Origin of the sequence: Butyrivibrio sp. FC2001, assembly GCF_000424125.1 — a bacterium.
Lineage (GTDB): Bacteria > Bacillota > Clostridia > Lachnospirales > Lachnospiraceae > Butyrivibrio.
The window spans coordinates 1-18,525 of the sequence record NZ_AUJH01000028.1; the positions used below are offsets into that span (position 1 = coordinate 1).

Sequence of the window (18,525 nt, forward strand, 5' to 3'; positions counted from 1 at the left end):
ACAACAAAGAACAGTCAGCGGGAAATCTTATTAAAGAGTTAAATGTTAAGCTTGTTGGTTACTATCAATACTATGGTGTTACCTTTAACAGCTATAAGCTTAGTGCGTTCCTGCATCGGGTTCAGCAGTTCCTGCATAAGGTCTTAAACCGCAGAGGATGTGACCGTACCTATGCATGGAATGGATTTGCAGATATGTTAAAGGTATATCCTCTTGCGAAACCTAAGATTTACTATGCGCTTTACTGATATATGTGAATGTTATTGTGGGGAGCCGTGTGCGGGAAAGCCGCACGCACGGATCTGAGAGGGGCTAGGGGTGCGAGTCCCTAGTCTACTTACCTAACATAGCAACGGAGATATTTTTGTGAAAACAATAATACTTACAGAGCCGAATTTATCATAATAAAGGGAAAAATAGCATGTTAAAAAAAGCGACTAAAGTCATTGGTAAAATACTTCGAGGTATACTGATTGCTCTTGTGACAATAATTTTTATATTGTTTGTAGTAAGGCTTATCGGCAGAGCGGTAAACGGCAGAACGCCTGACGGCGGTATCAACGAATCTATGCTTGTGGATATCAACGGAACGAAGCAGTGGATAAACATCTACGGACATGACAAGGACAACCCCGTTCTATTGTATCTGCACGGCGGACCGGGTTCCGCAACAAGTCATCTTGACTATGCGTTCACAAGAAAGTGGAGCGATGTTTATACGGTCGTCACATGGGATCAGCGTAACTGCGGAAAAAGCTATGACACTTCAAAGACGGATACCATAACCGCAGATATCATGATGCAGGACGGCAAGGAAATGACTGAATATCTGCTTGACTATATGAATAAGGATAAGATAACTCTTATGGGACATTCGTGGGGGTCACTGTTCGGCGCAAACTTAGCTCTTGAATATCCCGAATACTATGACGTATTTATCGGCACGGGACAGTTCATCGACTATACTGAGAATGAACAAAGACTGTATGAAGCTGCACAGAATTGGAGTGAGGGTGATGAAGAGGGAAAGGAACTGCTTGCAAAATGGTCTCCTAATGGTGCAGACACAGTAGATGCTCTTATGGCAAGAAACGAGATTATGGACAGGTACGGCTACGGCATGATGAAAGACGGCACAGATTATAACATCTACACTACGATACTTTTCAACCCGAACTATACGATTAAGGATTTTATCGGATATGTAAAAAACGGTGAAAAGTCATTCGAGCCGTATATGGTGTTTTTTACAGGTGATATGTCAAAGCTGTCGCTGCTTGGCAGATACGATTATCAAGTACCCTTCTACAATATAAACGGCGATATGGATTATCAGACAAACTATTGGCTTGCCTGCGAATATTTTGAGCAGGTGAGCGCTCCCCGAAAAGAAATGTTCGTGATGGAAGAAGCGACACACGGTCTGCTTGAATCACGTTCGGAAGAATTTTCTGAGATACTCCATAAAATTGCAGAAATCCAGAAGAATAGTTAAATCGGAAGATAGTATTGACGCCCCAGAGCAATTATCGTATCATCAATTCAATCAAATATAACAGACGCCCATTGCTACCGAGTAGTGGGATTTACGTCATTCCTTTACCGTTAGGTCTTAGCAGGTAAGGGAATGGCGTTTTTTAGTTTTGGAGGAGGATTTATATGAGATGGATTTATTTGTTGATTGCAGGTGCGCTTGAGATTACATGGGCAGTAGCAATGAAAATGTCGAATGGGTTTTCAGTGCTGATGCCTTCGATTATTGCAGGAGTAGGCTATATTGCCAGCGCAGTTTTTCTGGCTATTGCATTGAAACAGCTTCCGCTGGGAACTGCATATGCTATGTGGACCGGCATGGGAATTGTGGGAACGACCTTACTTGGAGTATTTCTTTTCCATGAGAAATTGTCTGTTCCGCAGGTTATCTGTGTTATCCTGATTGTAGTTGGAATAGCGGGACTTAAGATTTTGGCGAAAGATTGAGGTGTTTACAATGTTTAGAAAAATGAGAAGATTTAAGCAGCAGATCTCTGAGGCTGAATGCATAGAGATATTAAAGAGTACTAAGAGAGGGGTTCTTTCTCTGATAGGAGATGATGGATATCCATATGGAATCCCGATTGATCATTGGTATTGCGAAGAGGATGGAAAAATCTATTTCCACGGAGCAAAGGAAGGGCATAAGATAGATGCAATCAAGGCCTGCGATAAGGCAAGCTACTGTGTTTATAATGAAGGCTACCGCAAGGAAGGCGATTGGGCTCTGAACATTACAAGCGTGATCACATTTGGAAGAATTCATTTGGTAGAAGATGAGGAGGTCGCTCTTCGGATCTGCTCTGAACTTACCAGGAAGTTTACCGATGATCAGGCTTATCTGGAGCAGGAGATAAAGAATTCTTTCCGTAATGTTCAGTGTTTGGAGTTAATTCCTGAGCATATGACGGGTAAGCTGGTTAATGAATCATAGGAAGGAATATCGAAATATAAAAGTAGCAAATGATGAAAAAATCGGCAGGAAAACCCTGCCGATTTTTAAACGTTGAAATGGTTGATAAGTATGGCTATGATATGTGTAATATATGTATGGAAACAATACGATTTGAGTGGGATGAAAACAAAAACATAATTAATCAGGATTATATCTTCACGTAAGGCTACACCAAACGAGAAGAAAGGCTATGAAAGGAGCAGAAGATCATGAAAAGACTTAACGATGATGAATTTTTGGAACAGGAATTTGACTTCAGTAAAGCTGTTAAGAAGTAAGAAAAGAGCAGAGAGATGCAGCAGTTCATAAGATCTATGCACAGTTTGTAGAGAGACTTTCATGCATAACAATGTGCAACAGAAAAGCCATCATGGCATTTGGAGCTACCTTCACAATTTGATAAAATATCTTCAGTAGGAGCTGGGGGCCGTTATCGCACGTACTATGAAGGGGTATCACGACCAGTACAAGGAGTATTCGCCAAAGATTCTCCAGTGCATGGACTATATTGAAAACCATTTGCATGACAGGATAACTGTACAGATGCTTGCTGATGAGCATGAGATGAATGCTTCCTGGTTGTCAACGGTTTTTGCAAAAGAGGTCGGGATGTCAGTATCGGATTATATCAGGCATAAGAAGCTTACAGCAGCAAAATATCTTCTTTCCTACAACGAGTACAGCTGCACAGATATAGCTGAATATCTGGGATTCGCCGGGGAGAGTCATTTTTCTACACTTTTTAAAAAATATGAAGGCGTTACGCTTAAGGATTACAGAAGGAAAACCTATAACAAATCATTTACCAGCATTGGAAAACAGATTAATTAGAAAGCAGGTGGATAAGAATGGCAGAGAAAATAGTACAGACAGCAGGCAGAGATGTACTTGGAGATTTTGCACCGATACGGGGAGGATTAAAATGATAACTGTAAATCTCTATTATACAGGCGTAAATAGCAATGCCAGGAAGTTTGCAGAGGAAATGGAAAGCAGTGGAACTGCCGATAAGATCAGAGCAGAAAAAGGAAATGTTCGATATGAATATTTCTTTCCAATGAAAGATCCTGAAACTGTGCTTTTGATTGATGCATGGGAGAATCAGGAAGCAATTGATGCTCACCATGCTTCACCCATGATGCAGACTATAGCACAGCTGCGAGAGAAATATGATCTTCATATGAATGCAGAAAGATTTGTAAGTGCTGATACTCCAGAATCTGAGAACAAGTTTATAAGAAAGTAAACAGATTTTCCGGGGAAACATACAGCAAGGAGTTTGTTCCTGGAATTACTGAAGAAGAACAGTGGACAGATGAGGATTTCAATGTGAAAGACTATATTGCTTAACTGAAAAGAGATGTATAACGCAGAACGGGGAAGCCTTCTGCACAAATTAAGTAACCTTTGCAACATTTTCTCCTCTTTGACTGTATAAATAATAGATTGAGGATAAGCGCAGTCTACTATTTATACAGTTGGAGGAGAATTTTTTATGAGTAGTGAAATCTATGATCTTTTTTGGAAAACTGCATTAACGGTTTTTATAGTCAGGTATGTGTGGCGTCTGTTAAAAGAGTTTATCGGAATGATCAATTATTTTCGTGCAGACAAATATGCGGGATGCGTAGTTAAAAATCTGGGAACCGTAGAGCAGACAGCCCTTATCTCAGGACATTCTACAAATTATCACACATTTGAAAGCTACCTGGTTGAGTATAATTACAATGGGAAGAAGCTACGGGATAACATCATTTCAGCTAAGAAAGGTCTTAAATGCGGCGATTATCTTGCGGTACATGTGCTTGATAAAAATGGCGTCCCTGAAATACAGACCGACACCTGTGGCGCCAAGATCAGGTTTTTAATATTGATTCTTCTGTTCAGTGTGGCTGCGACCATTGCGCTTGTTGCATTTGTTACATTGAGATATTCATAATTAGTAAGCTTATAAAAACTTTCCATTATGGAAAGTTTTTTATTGCCCAATTGTACAAACGGTATGTTACAATAAAACAGATGCAGTCGTACAATTTAGTCATCAACAAACATAATAAATGAATGCGAGGAACGGATAATGCCTGAGAAAATGACTAAAAGAAATAACTATAAGGAGCTGTTAAAGGAAAAGGAATACAGCAAGCTCCTGGTTGCAAACCTTGTGAACAGATTTGGAGACTCACTTGATGCAATCACATTTACATGGCTGATCTACCATATCACCCAGAGCGCATCACTAGCAGTTCTGATCTACGGACTTAATGTTCTTCCTAACATTATCGTGCAGCCTTTTGTAGGACCGATAGTTGAGAAGATGAATAAAAAGAAGATCATCGTAGCTACACATCTTTTAAGAGGAATTATCATTTCCGCATTTGTGCTTATTTATATGTTCGGTAAGGTTAATCCCTTCATCATGGCTGGATTTACTTTAATCATAACAACTATTGAATCATTCAACCTTCCTGCATCCGGAGCATTCGTTCCGATGGTTGTGAAAAAAGAAAAACTTTCACATGCAATAAGCCTTAATGAGAGCTTATCAAGCGCTGTTTCTCTTATTGGAACAGGGGCAGCAGGCATCATAATTGCAAGGTTCGGTGTTCAGTTCACAATGATGATCGATGCAGCAACATTCTTCATTGCAATGTTTTTCATCCTTTTAATTAAGAACTATGAAGATAACCAGCCCGTTGTTAATAACGAGGCAAAAAGTGCTAAGAAAGCAAAGAACAATTTTTCATACCGTGCAATGCTTAAGGACGGATTTAAGTATGTCCTTGGAAATAAGATCCTTGTAAATTACGCTATCATGGCAGTTATGATGAATTTCCTTCTGGTTCCGCTTAACGCACTTGAGGCTCCCATTGCGGAGAACGTATTTGGACTTGGAAGTACACTTTTAAGCGTTATGGGAATGGCTTCTTCCCTTGGAGTTATTGTAGGTTCTGCGATCACTCCTGCTATAATCGATAAATTCAAAACAAAGAATACTCTTTTCGTTTGCGGAGTTTTACTGGGAAGCTTTATGACATGCATCGCCCTTGGAAGATTTGTATCCGGAATCGCTTTTGCAGGCTACCTTCTTGGAGGAATTTGCTACTTCATGATGTCCGGAGCAACCGCAGTCCTCTGCGGAGTTGTTAAAATCCAGTTCTTCAGTGTATGTGACAGAGCATATCTTGCAAGAGCAGGCGCGGTTATGGGAGCATCATCTGCAGCAGCTATGCCCCTTGCATCAATCCTTGTAAGCTGCGTACTTGTAAAGATCAGTTCTCTTCATCTTATTTTAGGATGCGGAGTAACAACCGTAGTACTTATGATAATTGTAATGTTTAGCTCAATGGAATTTGATTTAAAGGAAACTGAGGTGTCAAATGCAGCTTAAACTGGCTGAGCAGATCAAGAATTACAGAAAAGAAATGGGGCTGACCCAGGAGGGACTGGCAGACGCGATCGGAGTGACTGTCGGTGCGGTTTCTAAGTGGGAAAATGGCAACAATGTACCTGACATATTGACGCTAATGCAGCTGGCAAATTTTTATAATATATCAATGGACGAGCTGGTGGGACTTGAGCTTACTTCAAAAAATCTTGAGGATATGTGTGACAAGGTTGAAGAGCTTGCGAGAAAGCACGAGTTTGAAGAGGCTGTCATAGAAGCCAATAATGCGCTTACGAGATTTCCGAACAATTTTAAGGTTATATATACATGTGGAAATTTGTACTATTACAAGTACATGGCACGCATGGATAAAAAGGACTCGGAGAAGGCCATATCCTATTATGAAATGGCGCTTGAGAGGATTAAGCAAAACACGGATGAGGAAATATCCGAGTATTCAATAAAGGGTAAGATCGCCTTTTTATATAAAGATACTGCCCCCGAAAAGGCAATCGAGCAGCTGAAGCAGATAAATTATGATGGCAGTAACAATGTTCCGATTGCCATAATTCTTATGAACCAGGGGAAGGTGGAAGAGGCGCTGGATTACTTTTCACACACGCTCATCAATTGTTTTTCAAATCAATTAAATACCATATTCAGTATTGGAAACGCGTTTTCAATAATGGGGAAAAAAGCGGATGTGCTAAAAGCCATCGATATGGTTGATGTTGAAATGCAGTTTATTGATGGCAGCGCAATAGAGGGAAAGGTCAATTTTTGTTATAAGCCCAAGTCATTTCTTTATATTGAAAAGGCCTGCCTTTATTCAAGGCTTGGGGAAACGCAGGAGATGAAGGAATGCGTAAAAAAGGCATATGAGCTGGCGAGTGTATATGACACCTCCTGCGAAGTGGATGACATAAATTCCAGCATCAAATTCCTGTTTCTGAAGGATAAGGTCATAACCCACGGAACGAGCGGAAAAGGTGCTATTGATAGCATCGATAATATTCTTCAATACAGGCTTAAAGATAGGGACGGTAAAATTCCGAAGCAGATAAACGCTGTAATAAAGGCATGGAACGAGCAGAAGAAATTCATAATCGAGGAATAATAATTCTCGCCGGGAATTGAATGCATATAAACATTTTGATGCGATTGACCGATATATAAAGATAAGGGTAATTACGGGACTACCGAATCTGCATTGAATATGTGATTGGAGCCATTTATGATGCATTCAATAATCGAAGTATTAACGGCTATATTACCTGTAATCGGGATGATAGCGGTTGGAGTATTCCTGAAAAAGACCCAGTGGATCTCGCGTAAAGGAATTGATGACATTAAGTTCCTTGTTTCCAGGATCATGCTGACGGTTGCCGTTTTTCATGCACTGGCCACGGCGGAGTACAACAGTAAAATAGCTGTGCTTGTGTTCGTTCTTTTGATTGTGGAGCTGCTAACCTTTGGTTGCGGATTCCTGATAAGACCACTATTCCCTGAGGATCGTGCAAAATATGTACCCTTTCTCATGAGTCTCTATGAGGGAGGCATGGTAGCATATCCGCTCTTTTCAAATCTCTGCGGAGCTGATGCGCTCTCTAAAATAGCTCTATTGGATATATCCGGATTGCTTTTCGGTTTTTCCATCTGGATGGGTATGCTACAACAGCAGGAAAAGGGCGAAAGAATGTCACCCAAGGCATTGGTCCTTTCTGCGCTGCACACACCGACCTTCATTGGTGCGGTGCTAGGTGTTACCTTCGGTGTAAGCGGCATTATGAAATGGTTTCTTGCTCAGCCGGTGAGCTCCATTTATCTTGGATGTGAGCATCTGGTTGTTGCACCATTGAACGCAATGATTTTGCTGGCTGTTGGCTATGATATCGATCTGCATTTCGACAGGATCAGAGAGGTATTAAAACCGGTTATCTGCAGGCTCTTGATTCAGAGCTGTGCGATTGCTGTGTGTGTCTTTGTGATTTCCAGACTCTATAAAGGTGATCTCGAATTTATAATGGCTGAAGTCATTTACATGAGCGTACCGACAACCTTTTCCATGCAGACGTATATCAAGAATCCGGAGGGGTGTTCGTATGTGTCGACTACGAATTCGGTGTATATGATAATCACGATAATCGTTTATGCGATTTGTGCGTTTTTTTATAAGAATGGGTTATAAGTTTATAAGAACAATTGTTGTAACGTATCGTTGGAACTTGGGGTATATCAGAGCAGGATGGACAACCGGCGCTAACAAACGAGTAGATAAAAGATGACAAAAGATATTATTCTAAACAAAACCAAAGCACTTATGTGTTTTTACCAGGAAGGCTGCTCAATGTGTCTGGAAGTGGAACCGCTGACTGGTATTCTGGAGAAAAAGAATATTGAGATTATCAGATTTTCCTGCGATGAGTCCCACGATCTTCTTTATGAATTTGGCGGTGATGGAACTCCATACTGGGTCCTTATTCTTAATGGGGAGATTGCTAAGGGAATTTGTCCGACAGAAAACAGAGATGATTTGTTTTCTTTTCTCACAGATGATTGCGGAATCTGTCTCTCCGGCGATGAATTTAATAATGCGATGCTTGAGGGCAAGGAAAAAAGAGAGTATCAGGAGATGGTAGTAGCAGAAATCCTGTTTCGCTCAAAGGAATCTGATGAAGATAGTCTGACATATGCCGCCAAGCTTAAGATAGTCCGCCCCTGTATTGTGTCGGAGACTGATGAGGAGCTTAAAAAGTGCATCAGTGATAACACAGAGCATTTTACCAAAAGACTTAAGGCATCAATGGAAAAAGAGGGTGGAGACACTGAGGCCAGAAGGAGAATGCTTGAGAAACTTCCCGGAATGGAAAAAGAAATCTTCAACGAGATTAAAGAGATAAAGGAAATACCTTCTCATTGAAGATTTCTTAATGCATCAACGTATTCTTTTAACTTCTGAATGAAAATATCTATTTCTTCTTTTGTATTTTCATAGCTTAGTGTAACACGGATAGAAGAGCGGGCATCGGCTGCAGACATACCGATGGCCGTGAGAACATGACTTGGCCGTGAGTTGGATGAGGAGCAGGCTGAACCGGTGGAAATAAATATTTCATTACCGGATAATAGTTCCATGATTTCTGCGCCATTTACCTCCGGGATTGAAAAATGAGCATTGCCAGGGAGCCTGTTCACGATGCTTCCGTTCAATTTTGCTCCGGAAATCTCGGAAAGAACTCTTGATATCAGATAGTCTCTTAAATCCGTTTCTTTTCTAAATCTCTCTGACATGTGAATCCTGCTAAGCCTTGCCGCTTCACCAAGACCAATAATCGAAGGAACATTTAGCGTACCGGATCTTAGCCCCTGTTCCTGTCCGCCTCCATAAAGGAAAGGCGATATACGAACGCCTTTCCGTACATAGAGGAGACCAACGCCTTTAGGGGCTCCAAGCTTGTGACCGCTGGCTGATAAAAGATCGATATTCATGTCATTTACATCTATAGGGATATGCCCAAAAGCCTGCACTGCATCAGTGTGAAAAAGAATTTTCCCGGACCTGCACAGCGAGCCAATGGCTTTAATGTCAGTTATGGTTCCTATCTCGTTATTTGCAGTCATGACAGAAACCAGAGCCGTTTCCTCTTCCAGAGCGCTTTCAATGGAAGAAGCAGATACATCGCCATTTTCACTGGGCGAAAGAAAAGTGACACGGCGTCCAAGTTCTTCTATTTTTTTACATGGATTTAAAACAGCATGATGCTCTGTCAAAGAAGTAATGATGTGCCGATTCTCAGGCACTGAAAAAATAGCGGTGTTGTCACTTTCTGTACCGCCGGATGTAAAAACTATCTCGGAAGGATCTGCTCCAATTAATTCAGCACAAAACTCCCTGGCTTTTTCAACAGCTTTTTTTGCCTCAAGACCGAAATGGTGTGCGGCAGATGGATTAGCAAACTGCTGACTAAAATAGGGAAGCATAGCCTCCAGAACTTCCGGATTAACTTTTGTTGTTGCTGCATTATCAAGATATATCATATGTCAAAGTTTATAAAAATATAATAAAGGTTTAATGGTTCCTTTTATCCTAATATTATACAATTAATATATTATATTTCTAAGCAACACTCAATGATTTATATGGAAAGGACAATTGTTACTTAAGTAAGGCTGAGATAAGGCTGTAGTAACAAGGGTAACTGATATGGCTGATAATAGAGAGAAAGATATAAATGAAGTTGTAAAAAAGGTTGAAAATCTGACAGATCAACAGTTGGATAAAGTTGCCGGGGGTAGAAAAAATTGTCCACCAGGTCAAGTATTGGTAGGAGAAAGATGCCAAAAAATATCTAAAAATCGATAACGGATAATGTATCAATGAGAAACCCCTTTCGTTGCAGATTCGGTGGGAGTTCCTTCCAAAAAAATCACTATATATAGAGCAGTGAGGTATTTTCAAAATATCACACTGCTCTTTTTCTGATATTTTTTCTAGGTCTGCTTTGCCTTATTTGCAAAGTCAACTATACTAAAATTGCAAAGTTAACTTAGCAATATCAAAGCACAAAAATAGCTATGGGGCAGATTGCCGTAATACATAGTAGAAATTGATAAACATATTAAAGGATGGTGCAAATGCAAGGAAAATACCCGGTTATTACATTATGTGGAAGCACACGTTTTAAAGAACAGTTCATGGAAATGCAGAAAAAGCTGACATTAGAGGGGAATATAGTTATCAGCGTTGGCTTGTTTGGGCATTCAGGTGATTCCGAAGTCTGGGAAAACATGGATGAAGGGACACTGACTAAAACAAAAGAAATGCTTGATGATATGCATAAGCGTAAGATCGACATGGCTGATGAGATTTTCGTAATTAACGTTGGTGGTTATATCGGAGATAGTACGAGGTCTGAGATAGATTATGCTATGTCACATGGAAAGAAAGTAAGGTATCTCGAGGAACCATAATACGGATGCGCTGAAAAGAGCAATTCATGGAAATGATGCCTGAAACAGATTTGGAGCTCCCGGCTCCAAAAAAGAAATAGTGTGATGGAGCTTTATTTTACCACATATGAAGAATATGGTTATCGATATTGCAATCATGAATGTGTATTACGACATTAAAATGTCATATACTAAAACCATCACAGAAACAAAGAAATTTATTACATAAGGATTTATCAGGAAGCGTGGTATTGAAATAGCACAAAATAGTGCGAACAGTAAGATTGGAGGAAAACAAAATGTTTGGAATTATTGGTGGACTTATACTTGGAGCAATTGCAGGCTTTTTCGGAAGCAAAATCATGAGTGAGAAATCCGGAACACTTAAAAACATTATACTTGGTGTTCTCGGAGGAGTTGTTGGTGGTTTTGTATTTAAGCTCATCGGATTTACCGCAACAGGACTTATCGGAAGCCTGATAGTATCAACTGTAGGTGCTTGTATCTGCATCTGGCTTGGAAGAAAGCTGTTTTAAGGAGGTGGCGAGTATGATGATGGTTACTACAGAAACAATTTCCGGAAAGAATCTGGAAATGATCGGACTTGTAAAGGGAAGCACAATTCAGACAGTCAACGCTTTTAAGGATATAGGCTCCGGACTCAAAACTCTGGTGGGTGGCGAGCTTGGAAGCTATACCGAGATGATGACCAAGGCAAGAGAACTTGCTACAGACAGGATGATCAAGGAAGCGGAAGCCCTTGGCGCTGATGCAATAGTCGGTGTAAGATATTCATCTTCTTCAGTAATGCAGAGCGCAGCTGAAATAATGGCTTATGGCACAGCAGTGAAGTTTGCCTGAGGAGCTATTTTGATAGATGATGAATCATTTGGGGATTGGCCCTCTGCTTCATGAAAATTGGAGTGGAGGGCTTTTTTATATAAAAAGAAGATCCCTCTCGGAATCTTCTGGTAGTGCCTGCTGATTATATTATGATTACCAAACGAAGGTAACTGCGTTAGCAATATCTTCGGAGATAGTATTATCTTTAACGAGTTTTCTGAGCCATTTTTCGAGATCGCCCACCTTGTGGTTTGTCTGGATAAAGTGAATGCTCTTGCCTTCTACGTCACTTGAAAGAAACAATTCGTACATATACATAAGAGAAACCTCCATTTAATCATCTTATTTTTGTTTCATTCATTTTGGCCATTTGAATGTTCTTTTTCGCTTACAGAAAATATATCGATGGGTGGTTTGGATTTCTTTAGGGCATTTTCAAATGTTTATTAATATCTTTTTTCAGGGGATATTATGAAAATTTGATACATTTTTAGAGGTTTAGGAAATCGGTTATTATACTATGAATATAATGACAACTATAAATGTTGGTGTTATTATTCGATATATAAAAGAGATAAGCGGAGCGGAAAAAGAGCTCCCGGAAAGGAAAAGACATGACAACAATGAATCGCAATTATTGCCTCTATAGCGAAAGTTATGAATCATCACTCCAGTATAAATCAGAGTGGATGTTTAGTTTCATGCGCCCATTTAAGGATAGGCAAATGCGAGAAAAGGTTGTTTTAGCAAAGGTTCGGATGGAGTAAACCGGATCAGGAGCTTATAGATAAACATGTTTGCGTACCGCTTACCTTAGATGACAAGGCAAGCGGTTTTATTTTGCTTGAAAATAGAAAGCAAGAAAGGAGTCAAAATTGACACAGAATATTCCAGCGATCGATATGGTCGCTACGGGACAGAGAATTACAGATTTAAGAGTGGCAGCCGGTATGTCTGTTAGGGATTTACAGGATGTGTTTGGATTTGCTACTCCGCAGGCGATTTACAAGTGGCAGCGCGGAACAGCGATGCCAACATTGGATAACTTAGTTGTATTAGCATCTGTTTTAGGAGTTGCTATGGACGACATTATTGTGATTGAAGGGGAATGCCTTTATAAACTAAGCGCATAAATTGAATATAGGGAGTGAAAGCTCCCACACGGTCTCCTGGTCTAAAGGTTAGGACACAGCCCTTTCAAGGCTGAAGTACTCGGTTCAAGTCCGGTGGGGATCACTATGGGTAGGTAGCCTAGCGGCGAAGGCAGGGGTCTGTAAAACCCTGACAACTGAAACAGCGTGAGTTCGAGTCTCACCCTGCCCACTAAGTTTGCGTGTTAAGTGGATTTTTTAATGCAAAAAAGGAGATAACGAAAATGGATTATCCGGTAATAGATATTGAAGGAACAGGAATAAGAATTAGAGAACTGATAAGAGAAAGCGGTCATACAGTCCCAGAGGTTTCAGAATACCTCGGAGCAAGTACATCGCTTGTGTATAGATTCTTAAGGGGAGTAGTATTCCCAAGCATAGACAGGATCATGCCCCATTCCTGGAATTAACTTTTTACATATAAAGTGATTATGAACTACAAATCACCTTAAATTAGCCATTTGACAGAAAAATTACTGTTAAATGGCTATTTTTCTGATATATTAGAACTATGTTTTTGTTGGTGGAGCGAAAATATGAACCTAAGACAATACATCCCTTCTAAAGATTTTGATGAGATAAAAAACTGGATAGATGACGAAAGAACGCACGCTATGTGGTGTGCAGGCCGATTTGAGTATCCTCTTGAGCAGGAGAATTTTGAAGCTGTTCTTAAATTTATAGCATCGCAGTGGGGAGATACTCCGTTTGTGGTAAGCCAGGATGATGGAAGCACTGCGGGGTTCTTTTGCTATTCATTAAATGAAGAGACAAAAGAAGGCATGTTGAAGTTCATCATAGTCAATCCAGAGCTTCGCGGAAAAGGAGTAGCTAGGGAAATGCTGGAACTGGCATCAAACTATGCCTTTGAGAAAACCGGAGCCGAAGCGGTTCATCTGAACGTTTTTACCACAAACATAAGAGCTAAGAAGTGCTATCAGAAAGCAGGCTTTACAGAACGGAACGTTACAGAAAATGCATTTTCATATAAAGATGAATCTTGGGGAAGATGCAACATGATAAAGCACAGAGAAGATAAAGGAGGAGCGGTATGATCACAAGAGATGAGGCTTTTGAACTTTTGAAGAAGTATAATAAGGACCCTTTTCACATCCAGCATGCACTGACAGTTGAGGCTGTCATGAAGTGGTACGCAAATGAGCTTGGGTATGCCGAGGATGCTGAGTACTGGGGAATTGTAGGCCTTTTGCATGATATAGACTTTGAGCTGTATCCGGAAGAACACTGTCTTAAAGCTCCTGAACTTTTAAAAGAAGCTGGAGTTAGTGATGACGTCATCCACTCTGTGTGCTCGCATGGCTATGGAATCACCGTTGGCTGTGGAACAACGATAGATGTGGAGCCGGTTCACGAGATGGAAAAAGTGCTTTTTGCTGCAGACGAGTTAACAGGTCTGATCTGGGCAGCAGCTCTCATGAGACCATCCAAGAGCACGAAGGATATGGAGCTTAAGTCTCTTAAGAAAAAGTATAAGAGCAAGGGCTTTGCTGCAGGCTGCTCAAGAGAAGTGATTGAGCGAGGAGCAAAGCAGCTTGGATGGGACCTTGATAAGCTTCTCACCATGACCCTTCAGGCGATGGCGGAAAAAGAAGACCTGATTCAAAAGGAGATTGCTTAACATGAAAGTACTTTTTATGACTTGTCCCTGAGACTAATGTTGAAGTAAATCTCGGTAAAAGTATAAAAAGTACCTGGAATTACCTGAAAAAGTAATAGTAAAATGTAGTATATTTAAGTAAAAATAGGTACAAAACTAAGGAAAGGAACCCAATGGTAAAAAAGATAGTCAGAGACCAGTTCTTTTTACAACAAAAGTCAGAGCCGGCAACCCCAGCTGACAAGCAGGTTGTAGAGGACCTTCTGGATACATTAAGAGCAAATCAGGACAGGTGTGTGGGAATGGCTGCGAATATGATTGGCGTTAAGAAGCAGATCATCGTGGTGGCAGCAGGACCCTTTATTTTCCCTATGATAAATCCGGTTATAACCAGGAAAACCGGCGAGTATCAGACGGAGGAAAGCTGTCTTTCGCTGGATGGTGTAAGGCCATGCACGAGATATAAAGAGATTGAGGTTGATTATCTAGATCAGGACTTTAAGCCCAAGCATGGAAAATATACCGATTTTACAGCGCAGATAATACAGCATGAAATCGACCATTTTTCCGGTATTTTAATATGATTTGAATGGAAAAATAGAGAGAATTTTTTTGCAGAGATAGATATATATTCAAATGCGGGTTCATATTAAGATTATTTCATCAACAAATTATCTAAGTCACAGGGGACAGGAGGAGAATCTATATGACACCCAGCATTTTACTTCTTTTAACAACAATTACAAATGGTAGTTTTTTACTCTTTTTATATCTCAAAAAGAAGGAAGAGAAGAAGAAAAAAGAGACATCTGAAAACTGATTCCTACTTATACAATAGTTGTAAAGAGTTTATAATAGAAAACAGTTGTATTGAAAAAAAGATTTTGAAAAGGGAACAGGAAATCATGGTATGAGTGGAGCAATGATGGGATTTATCATCTGGGCGGCAGTTGGAGCCATTATAATTTTGATGGGAATCAAAGATATATTTTCGAAAAAGGCCGCAGGCTTTTGGGCTAATGTCGAACAGTTTCCGGTAAATGACATAAAGGGGTATAACAGAGCGACAGGGATTTTGTTCATACTCTACGGCATTATTTTTATTGTGTTAGGACTTCCCATATTATCTGGACAAAACTCACCGGTTATCCTACTCTCAGTATTGGGAGTGATGCTGGAAACTATAGTACTTATGGCAATATACATAATAGTGATTACTAAGAAATATAGAGGTTAAATGCCTCTATATTTTTGATGAGGAAAAAAGATGAATATACAGATTTTTGGCACTAAGAAGTGCAACGATACCAAAAAAGCAGAGCGTTTTTTCAAGGAGAGAGGCATAAAGTTTCAGTTCGTTGATCTGAAGGAAAAGAGCATGAGCAAGGGAGAGCTCACTTCTGTTGCAAGTGCTAACGGTGGAATCATGAACATGATAAATCCTGATGCGAAGGATAAAGATGCTATTGCGCTTATCCAGTACATTGCGGATGATGATAAGCTTGAAAAGCTACTGGAAAATCAGCAGATACTTAAGACTCCGGTAGTGAGAAACGGTAAACAATCCACGCTGGGATATCAGCCAGATGTGTGGAAAAAGTGGGAATAAAAATATTGGCAAGAAGATAATGTGGGAGGCTTTTATGACAAAGGTTGGGGATTCGATAACGATAAATAGAACTGTGATAAGAAACAGGCTTACCATGGCACCGACAGTTAAATTTGATTATGCAGGTGCTGATGGAAAGGCTACTGAAAAACACATAGAGCATTACAAAAAGCGCGCGGAGCATGGCTGCGGCCTGATATGCGTTGAGGCAACAGCTGTTACACCAGGAGGAAGATTCGGGAAAATCCACATGGGTTTGTGGGATGATGACCAGATCGACGGACACAGACAGATTGCAGAGGTTTGTCATAACGCCGGGGCAGCAGTCATCATACAGCTCAACCATGCAGGACTTAATGCCAATCCTGAGCTTGGAGAAGTGATCGCTCCCTCAGCGGTGCCTACCCGCGATGAGAATGTTCTTGCTAAGGAGATGACTGTAGAAGAGATCCATAAAATGCAGGAAAGCTTTGCAAGTGCTGCAGTTCGTGCGAAGAAGGCCGGTTATGATGGCGTGCAGCTGCACGGATGTCATGGCTATCTGATCAATCAGTTCATGTCAAAGAAGACCAATCTCAGAACAGATGAATACGGCGGAAGTGACGAGAACAGAGCTAGGTTTGGCGTCGAGATAATCCGCATGATCAGGGAGAGATGCGGCGATGACTTCCTTATATCGGTGAGAACTGCCGGAATTGAGCCGGACATAGCAACAGCAATAAAAATCGCAGAAGAGTATGTTAAGGCAGGCTGCCACTATCTTCAGGTTTCTACTGGAATCGAATGGGATGATCCGACTCTTAAGGACGAGGGAAAACCGTACAATCAGATATGTGAGCTTGGCGTGAGGTTCCATGACCATTTCAAGGGCCGTGTTCCTGTTTCATGCGTAAACGGTATATATGAACCTGAGCTTGCAAAATATCTTATAGAAAATGATCTTGTGGACACCGTTGACCTTGGAAAAGCAGTCCTTGCAGATCCGGCTTTTTGCGAGGCGGTATTAAACGGAACACCTTTCGTAAAGTGTTTTTGCTGCCCGAATTGTCAGTATGGTCCCGGAATGCCGCATAAATGCCCGGCCAAAAGAAAGGTAAGTTAAATGTTTTTTATAATGGGAATTTCAAATGGCAGGAAGGATTTTGATTTCAATCAGCTGATCACCTGCGCCATTTGTGGAAAATATGGACGTTTTAACGTGTTCATGACATATACTGTGCTGTCGCTGTTTTTCATACCGACCTTAAAGTGGAACAGACATTACTACGTGCAGACCAGCTGCTGCGGAACAGTTTACGAGCTTGATCCTGAGATAGGAAAAATGATAGCCAGAGGGGAAAACGTGGAGATTCTGCCTGGTCATCTCACTCAGGTGAGTAGCGGAAGAGGCTTCACAACTGGATATAAGCAGTGTAGACAGTGCGGCTACGAGACAACAGAGGATTTCGATTTTTGCCCGAAGTGTGGGACGAGGTTTTGAGAGGCATCGCCAGGTTTGCAACAATTTCCTCCGCCCAACTGTATTATAAGTAGATTGGGGATAAGAGGAGGATTGTTTCTTATGAAAAAAACAATTTTTGCAGCAATTTTAGTGATGGCTTTTGCCTGTTTGTGTGGATGCGCATTGTTTAAGGGGCCTATGCCTGAGCTTTCAAGCGAATACTATGTTGGAACCTATTATGGGGGCTGTGGATATGGCTCCTACTATGACTGTTTTTCAGGAAAAGTGATTGTCTGCACAAACAAGGATCTGCTTGTATATATGCCCGATGACTTTTCCAGAGAATACGAGCTTGTGAAAACACTCAAGCTTACAGATGATCAATATGATAGAATTGTGAGCTCAGTCAATCGGAAGAAGCTATATTACCTCAATCCCAGGGAGCGGAATGATATCTGCGATGGCGACTCGACGTATATAATGCTCTATGATGAAAATAACGAGCTCTTAAAGAATTGTGGCGGATATATGCCGGCCAACCAGTCTTTCCTTTCAATGTATAAGAATCTGTTGAACTATCTTCCCATGGATGAGCTTTACCAGATTCGCTCCGACTGGGCTGAGCAGATGATGGCGGAAGATGGAATGACCAATGAGGAAGCAGAGCTTACTGATGGAGATAAAGCTTACAATGAAGAGCTTGCAACTGCAGCCCTTGGTGATAAGGCAGACACCTTCAATATGGACACTTTTCATGAGATTTGCGAAGCATTAAAAACCGGCCAGCTCCAGTCTGTTGAAGCGGGCGAGGATGGTCCTGACCATTATCTTGATATCGTAGCTGGTGATGGCACAAACTATCGCTATTTTCATGATGGTTCCGGCGCACTAATGGGCGTAGAGAACATGGATACGGGGGAATGGCCATATTATTCGTGTGAGTGACTACTTATGAAAAAACGTGCGAAAACACTATATTTATAGGAAAAATATTCGTGTTACTATTCACAGTCAATGTCATTAAGTTAAGATGTTTTGAG

26 protein-coding genes, 2 tRNA genes and 1 pseudogene are annotated in these 18,525 nt (G+C 40.8%); 27 read left to right on the forward strand and 2 right to left on the reverse strand.

Going from position 1 to position 18,525, the window contains the following annotated elements; all coding sequences use genetic code 11:
* The 11 genes and pseudogenes from G601_RS0112550 to G601_RS0112605 all read left to right on the forward strand — a co-directional run.
* Positions 1 to 248 (forward strand): annotated as a pseudogene (locus G601_RS0112550) (group II intron maturase-specific domain-containing protein); the annotation flags it as partial.
* Between the two features lie 233 nt (positions 249 to 481).
* Positions 482 to 1,495, forward strand: a complete 1,014-nt coding sequence (locus G601_RS0112555) for an alpha/beta fold hydrolase (protein WP_242834424.1) — start codon at positions 482 to 484, stop codon at positions 1,493 to 1,495.
* Between the two features lie 164 nt (positions 1,496 to 1,659).
* Positions 1,660 to 1,980: a DMT family transporter gene (locus tag G601_RS0112560; RefSeq protein WP_026491387.1), complete on the forward strand. Its 321-nt coding sequence runs from the start codon at positions 1,660 to 1,662 to the stop codon at positions 1,978 to 1,980.
* 10 nt (positions 1,981 to 1,990) lie between these two features.
* Complete coding sequence (locus G601_RS0112565) at positions 1,991 to 2,467, forward strand: pyridoxamine 5'-phosphate oxidase family protein (protein ID WP_026491386.1); 477 nt, start codon at positions 1,991 to 1,993, stop codon at positions 2,465 to 2,467.
* Between the two features lie 465 nt (positions 2,468 to 2,932).
* Positions 2,933 to 3,319, forward strand: a complete 387-nt coding sequence (locus G601_RS23155) for a helix-turn-helix domain-containing protein (protein WP_051205820.1) — start codon at positions 2,933 to 2,935, stop codon at positions 3,317 to 3,319.
* A gap of 91 nt (positions 3,320 to 3,410) precedes the next feature.
* The gene (locus G601_RS0112580) at positions 3,411 to 3,734 is read left to right on the forward strand and encodes a putative quinol monooxygenase (RefSeq protein WP_035790741.1); all 324 of its coding nucleotides are present in this window, start codon (positions 3,411 to 3,413) and stop codon (positions 3,732 to 3,734) included.
* Positions 3,735 to 3,983: 249 nt separating this feature from the next.
* Positions 3,984 to 4,427 carry a hypothetical protein gene (locus tag G601_RS0112585; RefSeq protein WP_026665574.1) on the forward strand — a complete coding sequence of 148 codons (444 nt, stop codon included), beginning with the start codon at positions 3,984 to 3,986 and terminating at the stop codon, positions 4,425 to 4,427.
* 138 nt (positions 4,428 to 4,565) lie between these two features.
* Positions 4,566 to 5,876 carry an MFS transporter gene (locus G601_RS0112590; RefSeq protein ID WP_026665575.1) on the forward strand — a complete coding sequence of 437 codons (1,311 nt, stop codon included), beginning with the start codon at positions 4,566 to 4,568 and terminating at the stop codon, positions 5,874 to 5,876.
* On the forward strand, positions 5,866 to 6,990 hold the full coding sequence (locus tag G601_RS0112595) for a helix-turn-helix domain-containing protein (RefSeq protein ID WP_026665576.1): 1,125 nt from the start codon (positions 5,866 to 5,868) through the stop codon (positions 6,988 to 6,990). Before G601_RS0112590 ends, G601_RS0112595 begins: the two co-directional genes overlap by 11 nt.
* 117 nt (positions 6,991 to 7,107) lie before the next feature.
* Positions 7,108 to 8,061 carry an AEC family transporter gene (locus G601_RS0112600; RefSeq protein WP_051205822.1) on the forward strand — a complete coding sequence of 318 codons (954 nt, stop codon included), beginning with the start codon at positions 7,108 to 7,110 and terminating at the stop codon, positions 8,059 to 8,061.
* Between the two features lie 93 nt (positions 8,062 to 8,154).
* Entirely contained in the window at positions 8,155 to 8,793 is a 639-nt protein-coding gene (locus G601_RS0112605; RefSeq protein WP_026491379.1) for a hypothetical protein, read from the forward strand.
* On the opposite strand, the gene G601_RS23160 is transcribed toward G601_RS0112605, so the two are convergent.
* The gene (locus G601_RS23160; RefSeq protein ID WP_035790742.1) at positions 8,787 to 9,911 is read right to left on the reverse strand and encodes a cysteine desulfurase family protein; all 1,125 of its coding nucleotides are present in this window, start codon (positions 9,909 to 9,911) and stop codon (positions 8,787 to 8,789) included. The two genes, G601_RS0112605 and G601_RS23160, sit on opposite strands and share 7 nt — an antisense overlap.
* 166 nt (positions 9,912 to 10,077) lie before the next feature.
* Here G601_RS23160 and G601_RS26190 point away from each other — a divergent pair, with 166 nt between their 5' ends.
* The 4 genes from G601_RS26190 (at position 10,078) to G601_RS0112635 (ending at position 11,684) form a co-directional block, all read left to right on the forward strand.
* The gene (locus G601_RS26190; RefSeq protein WP_155829431.1) at positions 10,078 to 10,236 is read left to right on the forward strand and encodes a hypothetical protein; all 159 of its coding nucleotides are present in this window, start codon (positions 10,078 to 10,080) and stop codon (positions 10,234 to 10,236) included.
* 272 nt (positions 10,237 to 10,508) lie between these two features.
* A complete protein-coding gene (locus G601_RS0112620; protein ID WP_026665578.1) occupies positions 10,509 to 10,844 on the forward strand; it encodes a hypothetical protein in 336 nt (111 codons plus the stop codon).
* A gap of 278 nt (positions 10,845 to 11,122) precedes the next feature.
* Complete coding sequence (locus G601_RS0112630; RefSeq protein ID WP_026665579.1) at positions 11,123 to 11,359, forward strand: GlsB/YeaQ/YmgE family stress response membrane protein; 237 nt, start codon at positions 11,123 to 11,125, stop codon at positions 11,357 to 11,359.
* Between the two features lie 13 nt (positions 11,360 to 11,372).
* Positions 11,373 to 11,684 carry a YbjQ family protein gene (locus G601_RS0112635; RefSeq protein ID WP_026491376.1) on the forward strand — a complete coding sequence of 104 codons (312 nt, stop codon included), beginning with the start codon at positions 11,373 to 11,375 and terminating at the stop codon, positions 11,682 to 11,684.
* 135 nt (positions 11,685 to 11,819) lie between these two features.
* On the opposite strand, the gene G601_RS26195 is transcribed toward G601_RS0112635, so the two are convergent.
* Positions 11,820 to 11,984, reverse strand: a complete 165-nt coding sequence (locus tag G601_RS26195) for a hypothetical protein (RefSeq protein ID WP_155834537.1) — start codon at positions 11,982 to 11,984, stop codon at positions 11,820 to 11,822.
* 584 nt (positions 11,985 to 12,568) lie between these two features.
* On the opposite strand from G601_RS26195, the gene G601_RS0112645 reads away from it, so the two are divergent.
* From G601_RS0112645 to G601_RS0112705, 12 genes are all read left to right on the forward strand, one after another.
* A complete protein-coding gene (locus G601_RS0112645; protein WP_026665580.1) occupies positions 12,569 to 12,799 on the forward strand; it encodes a helix-turn-helix domain-containing protein in 231 nt (76 codons plus the stop codon).
* Between the two features lie 30 nt (positions 12,800 to 12,829).
* Positions 12,830 to 12,902, forward strand: a tRNA-Glu gene (locus G601_RS0112650).
* A gap of 4 nt (positions 12,903 to 12,906) precedes the next feature.
* Positions 12,907 to 12,989 (forward strand) — tRNA-Tyr (locus G601_RS0112655).
* A gap of 52 nt (positions 12,990 to 13,041) precedes the next feature.
* A complete protein-coding gene (locus tag G601_RS0112660) occupies positions 13,042 to 13,227 on the forward strand; it encodes a helix-turn-helix domain-containing protein (protein WP_026665581.1) in 186 nt (61 codons plus the stop codon).
* A gap of 126 nt (positions 13,228 to 13,353) precedes the next feature.
* On the forward strand, positions 13,354 to 13,872 hold the full coding sequence (locus tag G601_RS0112665; RefSeq protein ID WP_026665582.1) for a GNAT family N-acetyltransferase: 519 nt from the start codon (positions 13,354 to 13,356) through the stop codon (positions 13,870 to 13,872).
* Complete coding sequence (locus G601_RS0112670) at positions 13,869 to 14,456, forward strand: HD domain-containing protein (RefSeq protein ID WP_026665583.1); 588 nt, start codon at positions 13,869 to 13,871, stop codon at positions 14,454 to 14,456. Before G601_RS0112665 ends, G601_RS0112670 begins: the two co-directional genes overlap by 4 nt.
* A gap of 152 nt (positions 14,457 to 14,608) precedes the next feature.
* On the forward strand, positions 14,609 to 15,019 hold the full coding sequence (locus tag G601_RS0112675) for a peptide deformylase (protein ID WP_026665584.1): 411 nt from the start codon (positions 14,609 to 14,611) through the stop codon (positions 15,017 to 15,019).
* A gap of 326 nt (positions 15,020 to 15,345) precedes the next feature.
* Positions 15,346 to 15,672 (forward strand): hypothetical protein, encoded by a 327-nt coding sequence (locus tag G601_RS0112685; protein WP_026665585.1) that lies wholly within the window; start codon positions 15,346 to 15,348, stop codon positions 15,670 to 15,672.
* Positions 15,673 to 15,702: 30 nt separating this feature from the next.
* A complete protein-coding gene (locus tag G601_RS0112690) occupies positions 15,703 to 16,044 on the forward strand; it encodes an arsenate reductase family protein (RefSeq protein WP_026665586.1) in 342 nt (113 codons plus the stop codon).
* A gap of 34 nt (positions 16,045 to 16,078) precedes the next feature.
* Positions 16,079 to 17,146 carry an oxidoreductase gene (locus G601_RS23165; RefSeq protein WP_051205824.1) on the forward strand — a complete coding sequence of 356 codons (1,068 nt, stop codon included), beginning with the start codon at positions 16,079 to 16,081 and terminating at the stop codon, positions 17,144 to 17,146.
* Complete coding sequence (locus G601_RS0112700; RefSeq protein WP_026665587.1) at positions 17,147 to 17,524, forward strand: zinc ribbon domain-containing protein; 378 nt, start codon at positions 17,147 to 17,149, stop codon at positions 17,522 to 17,524.
* Positions 17,525 to 17,605: 81 nt separating this feature from the next.
* Positions 17,606 to 18,430, forward strand: a complete 825-nt coding sequence (locus tag G601_RS0112705; RefSeq protein WP_026665588.1) for a hypothetical protein — start codon at positions 17,606 to 17,608, stop codon at positions 18,428 to 18,430.
* Positions 18,431 to 18,525: the final 95 nt, after the last annotated feature.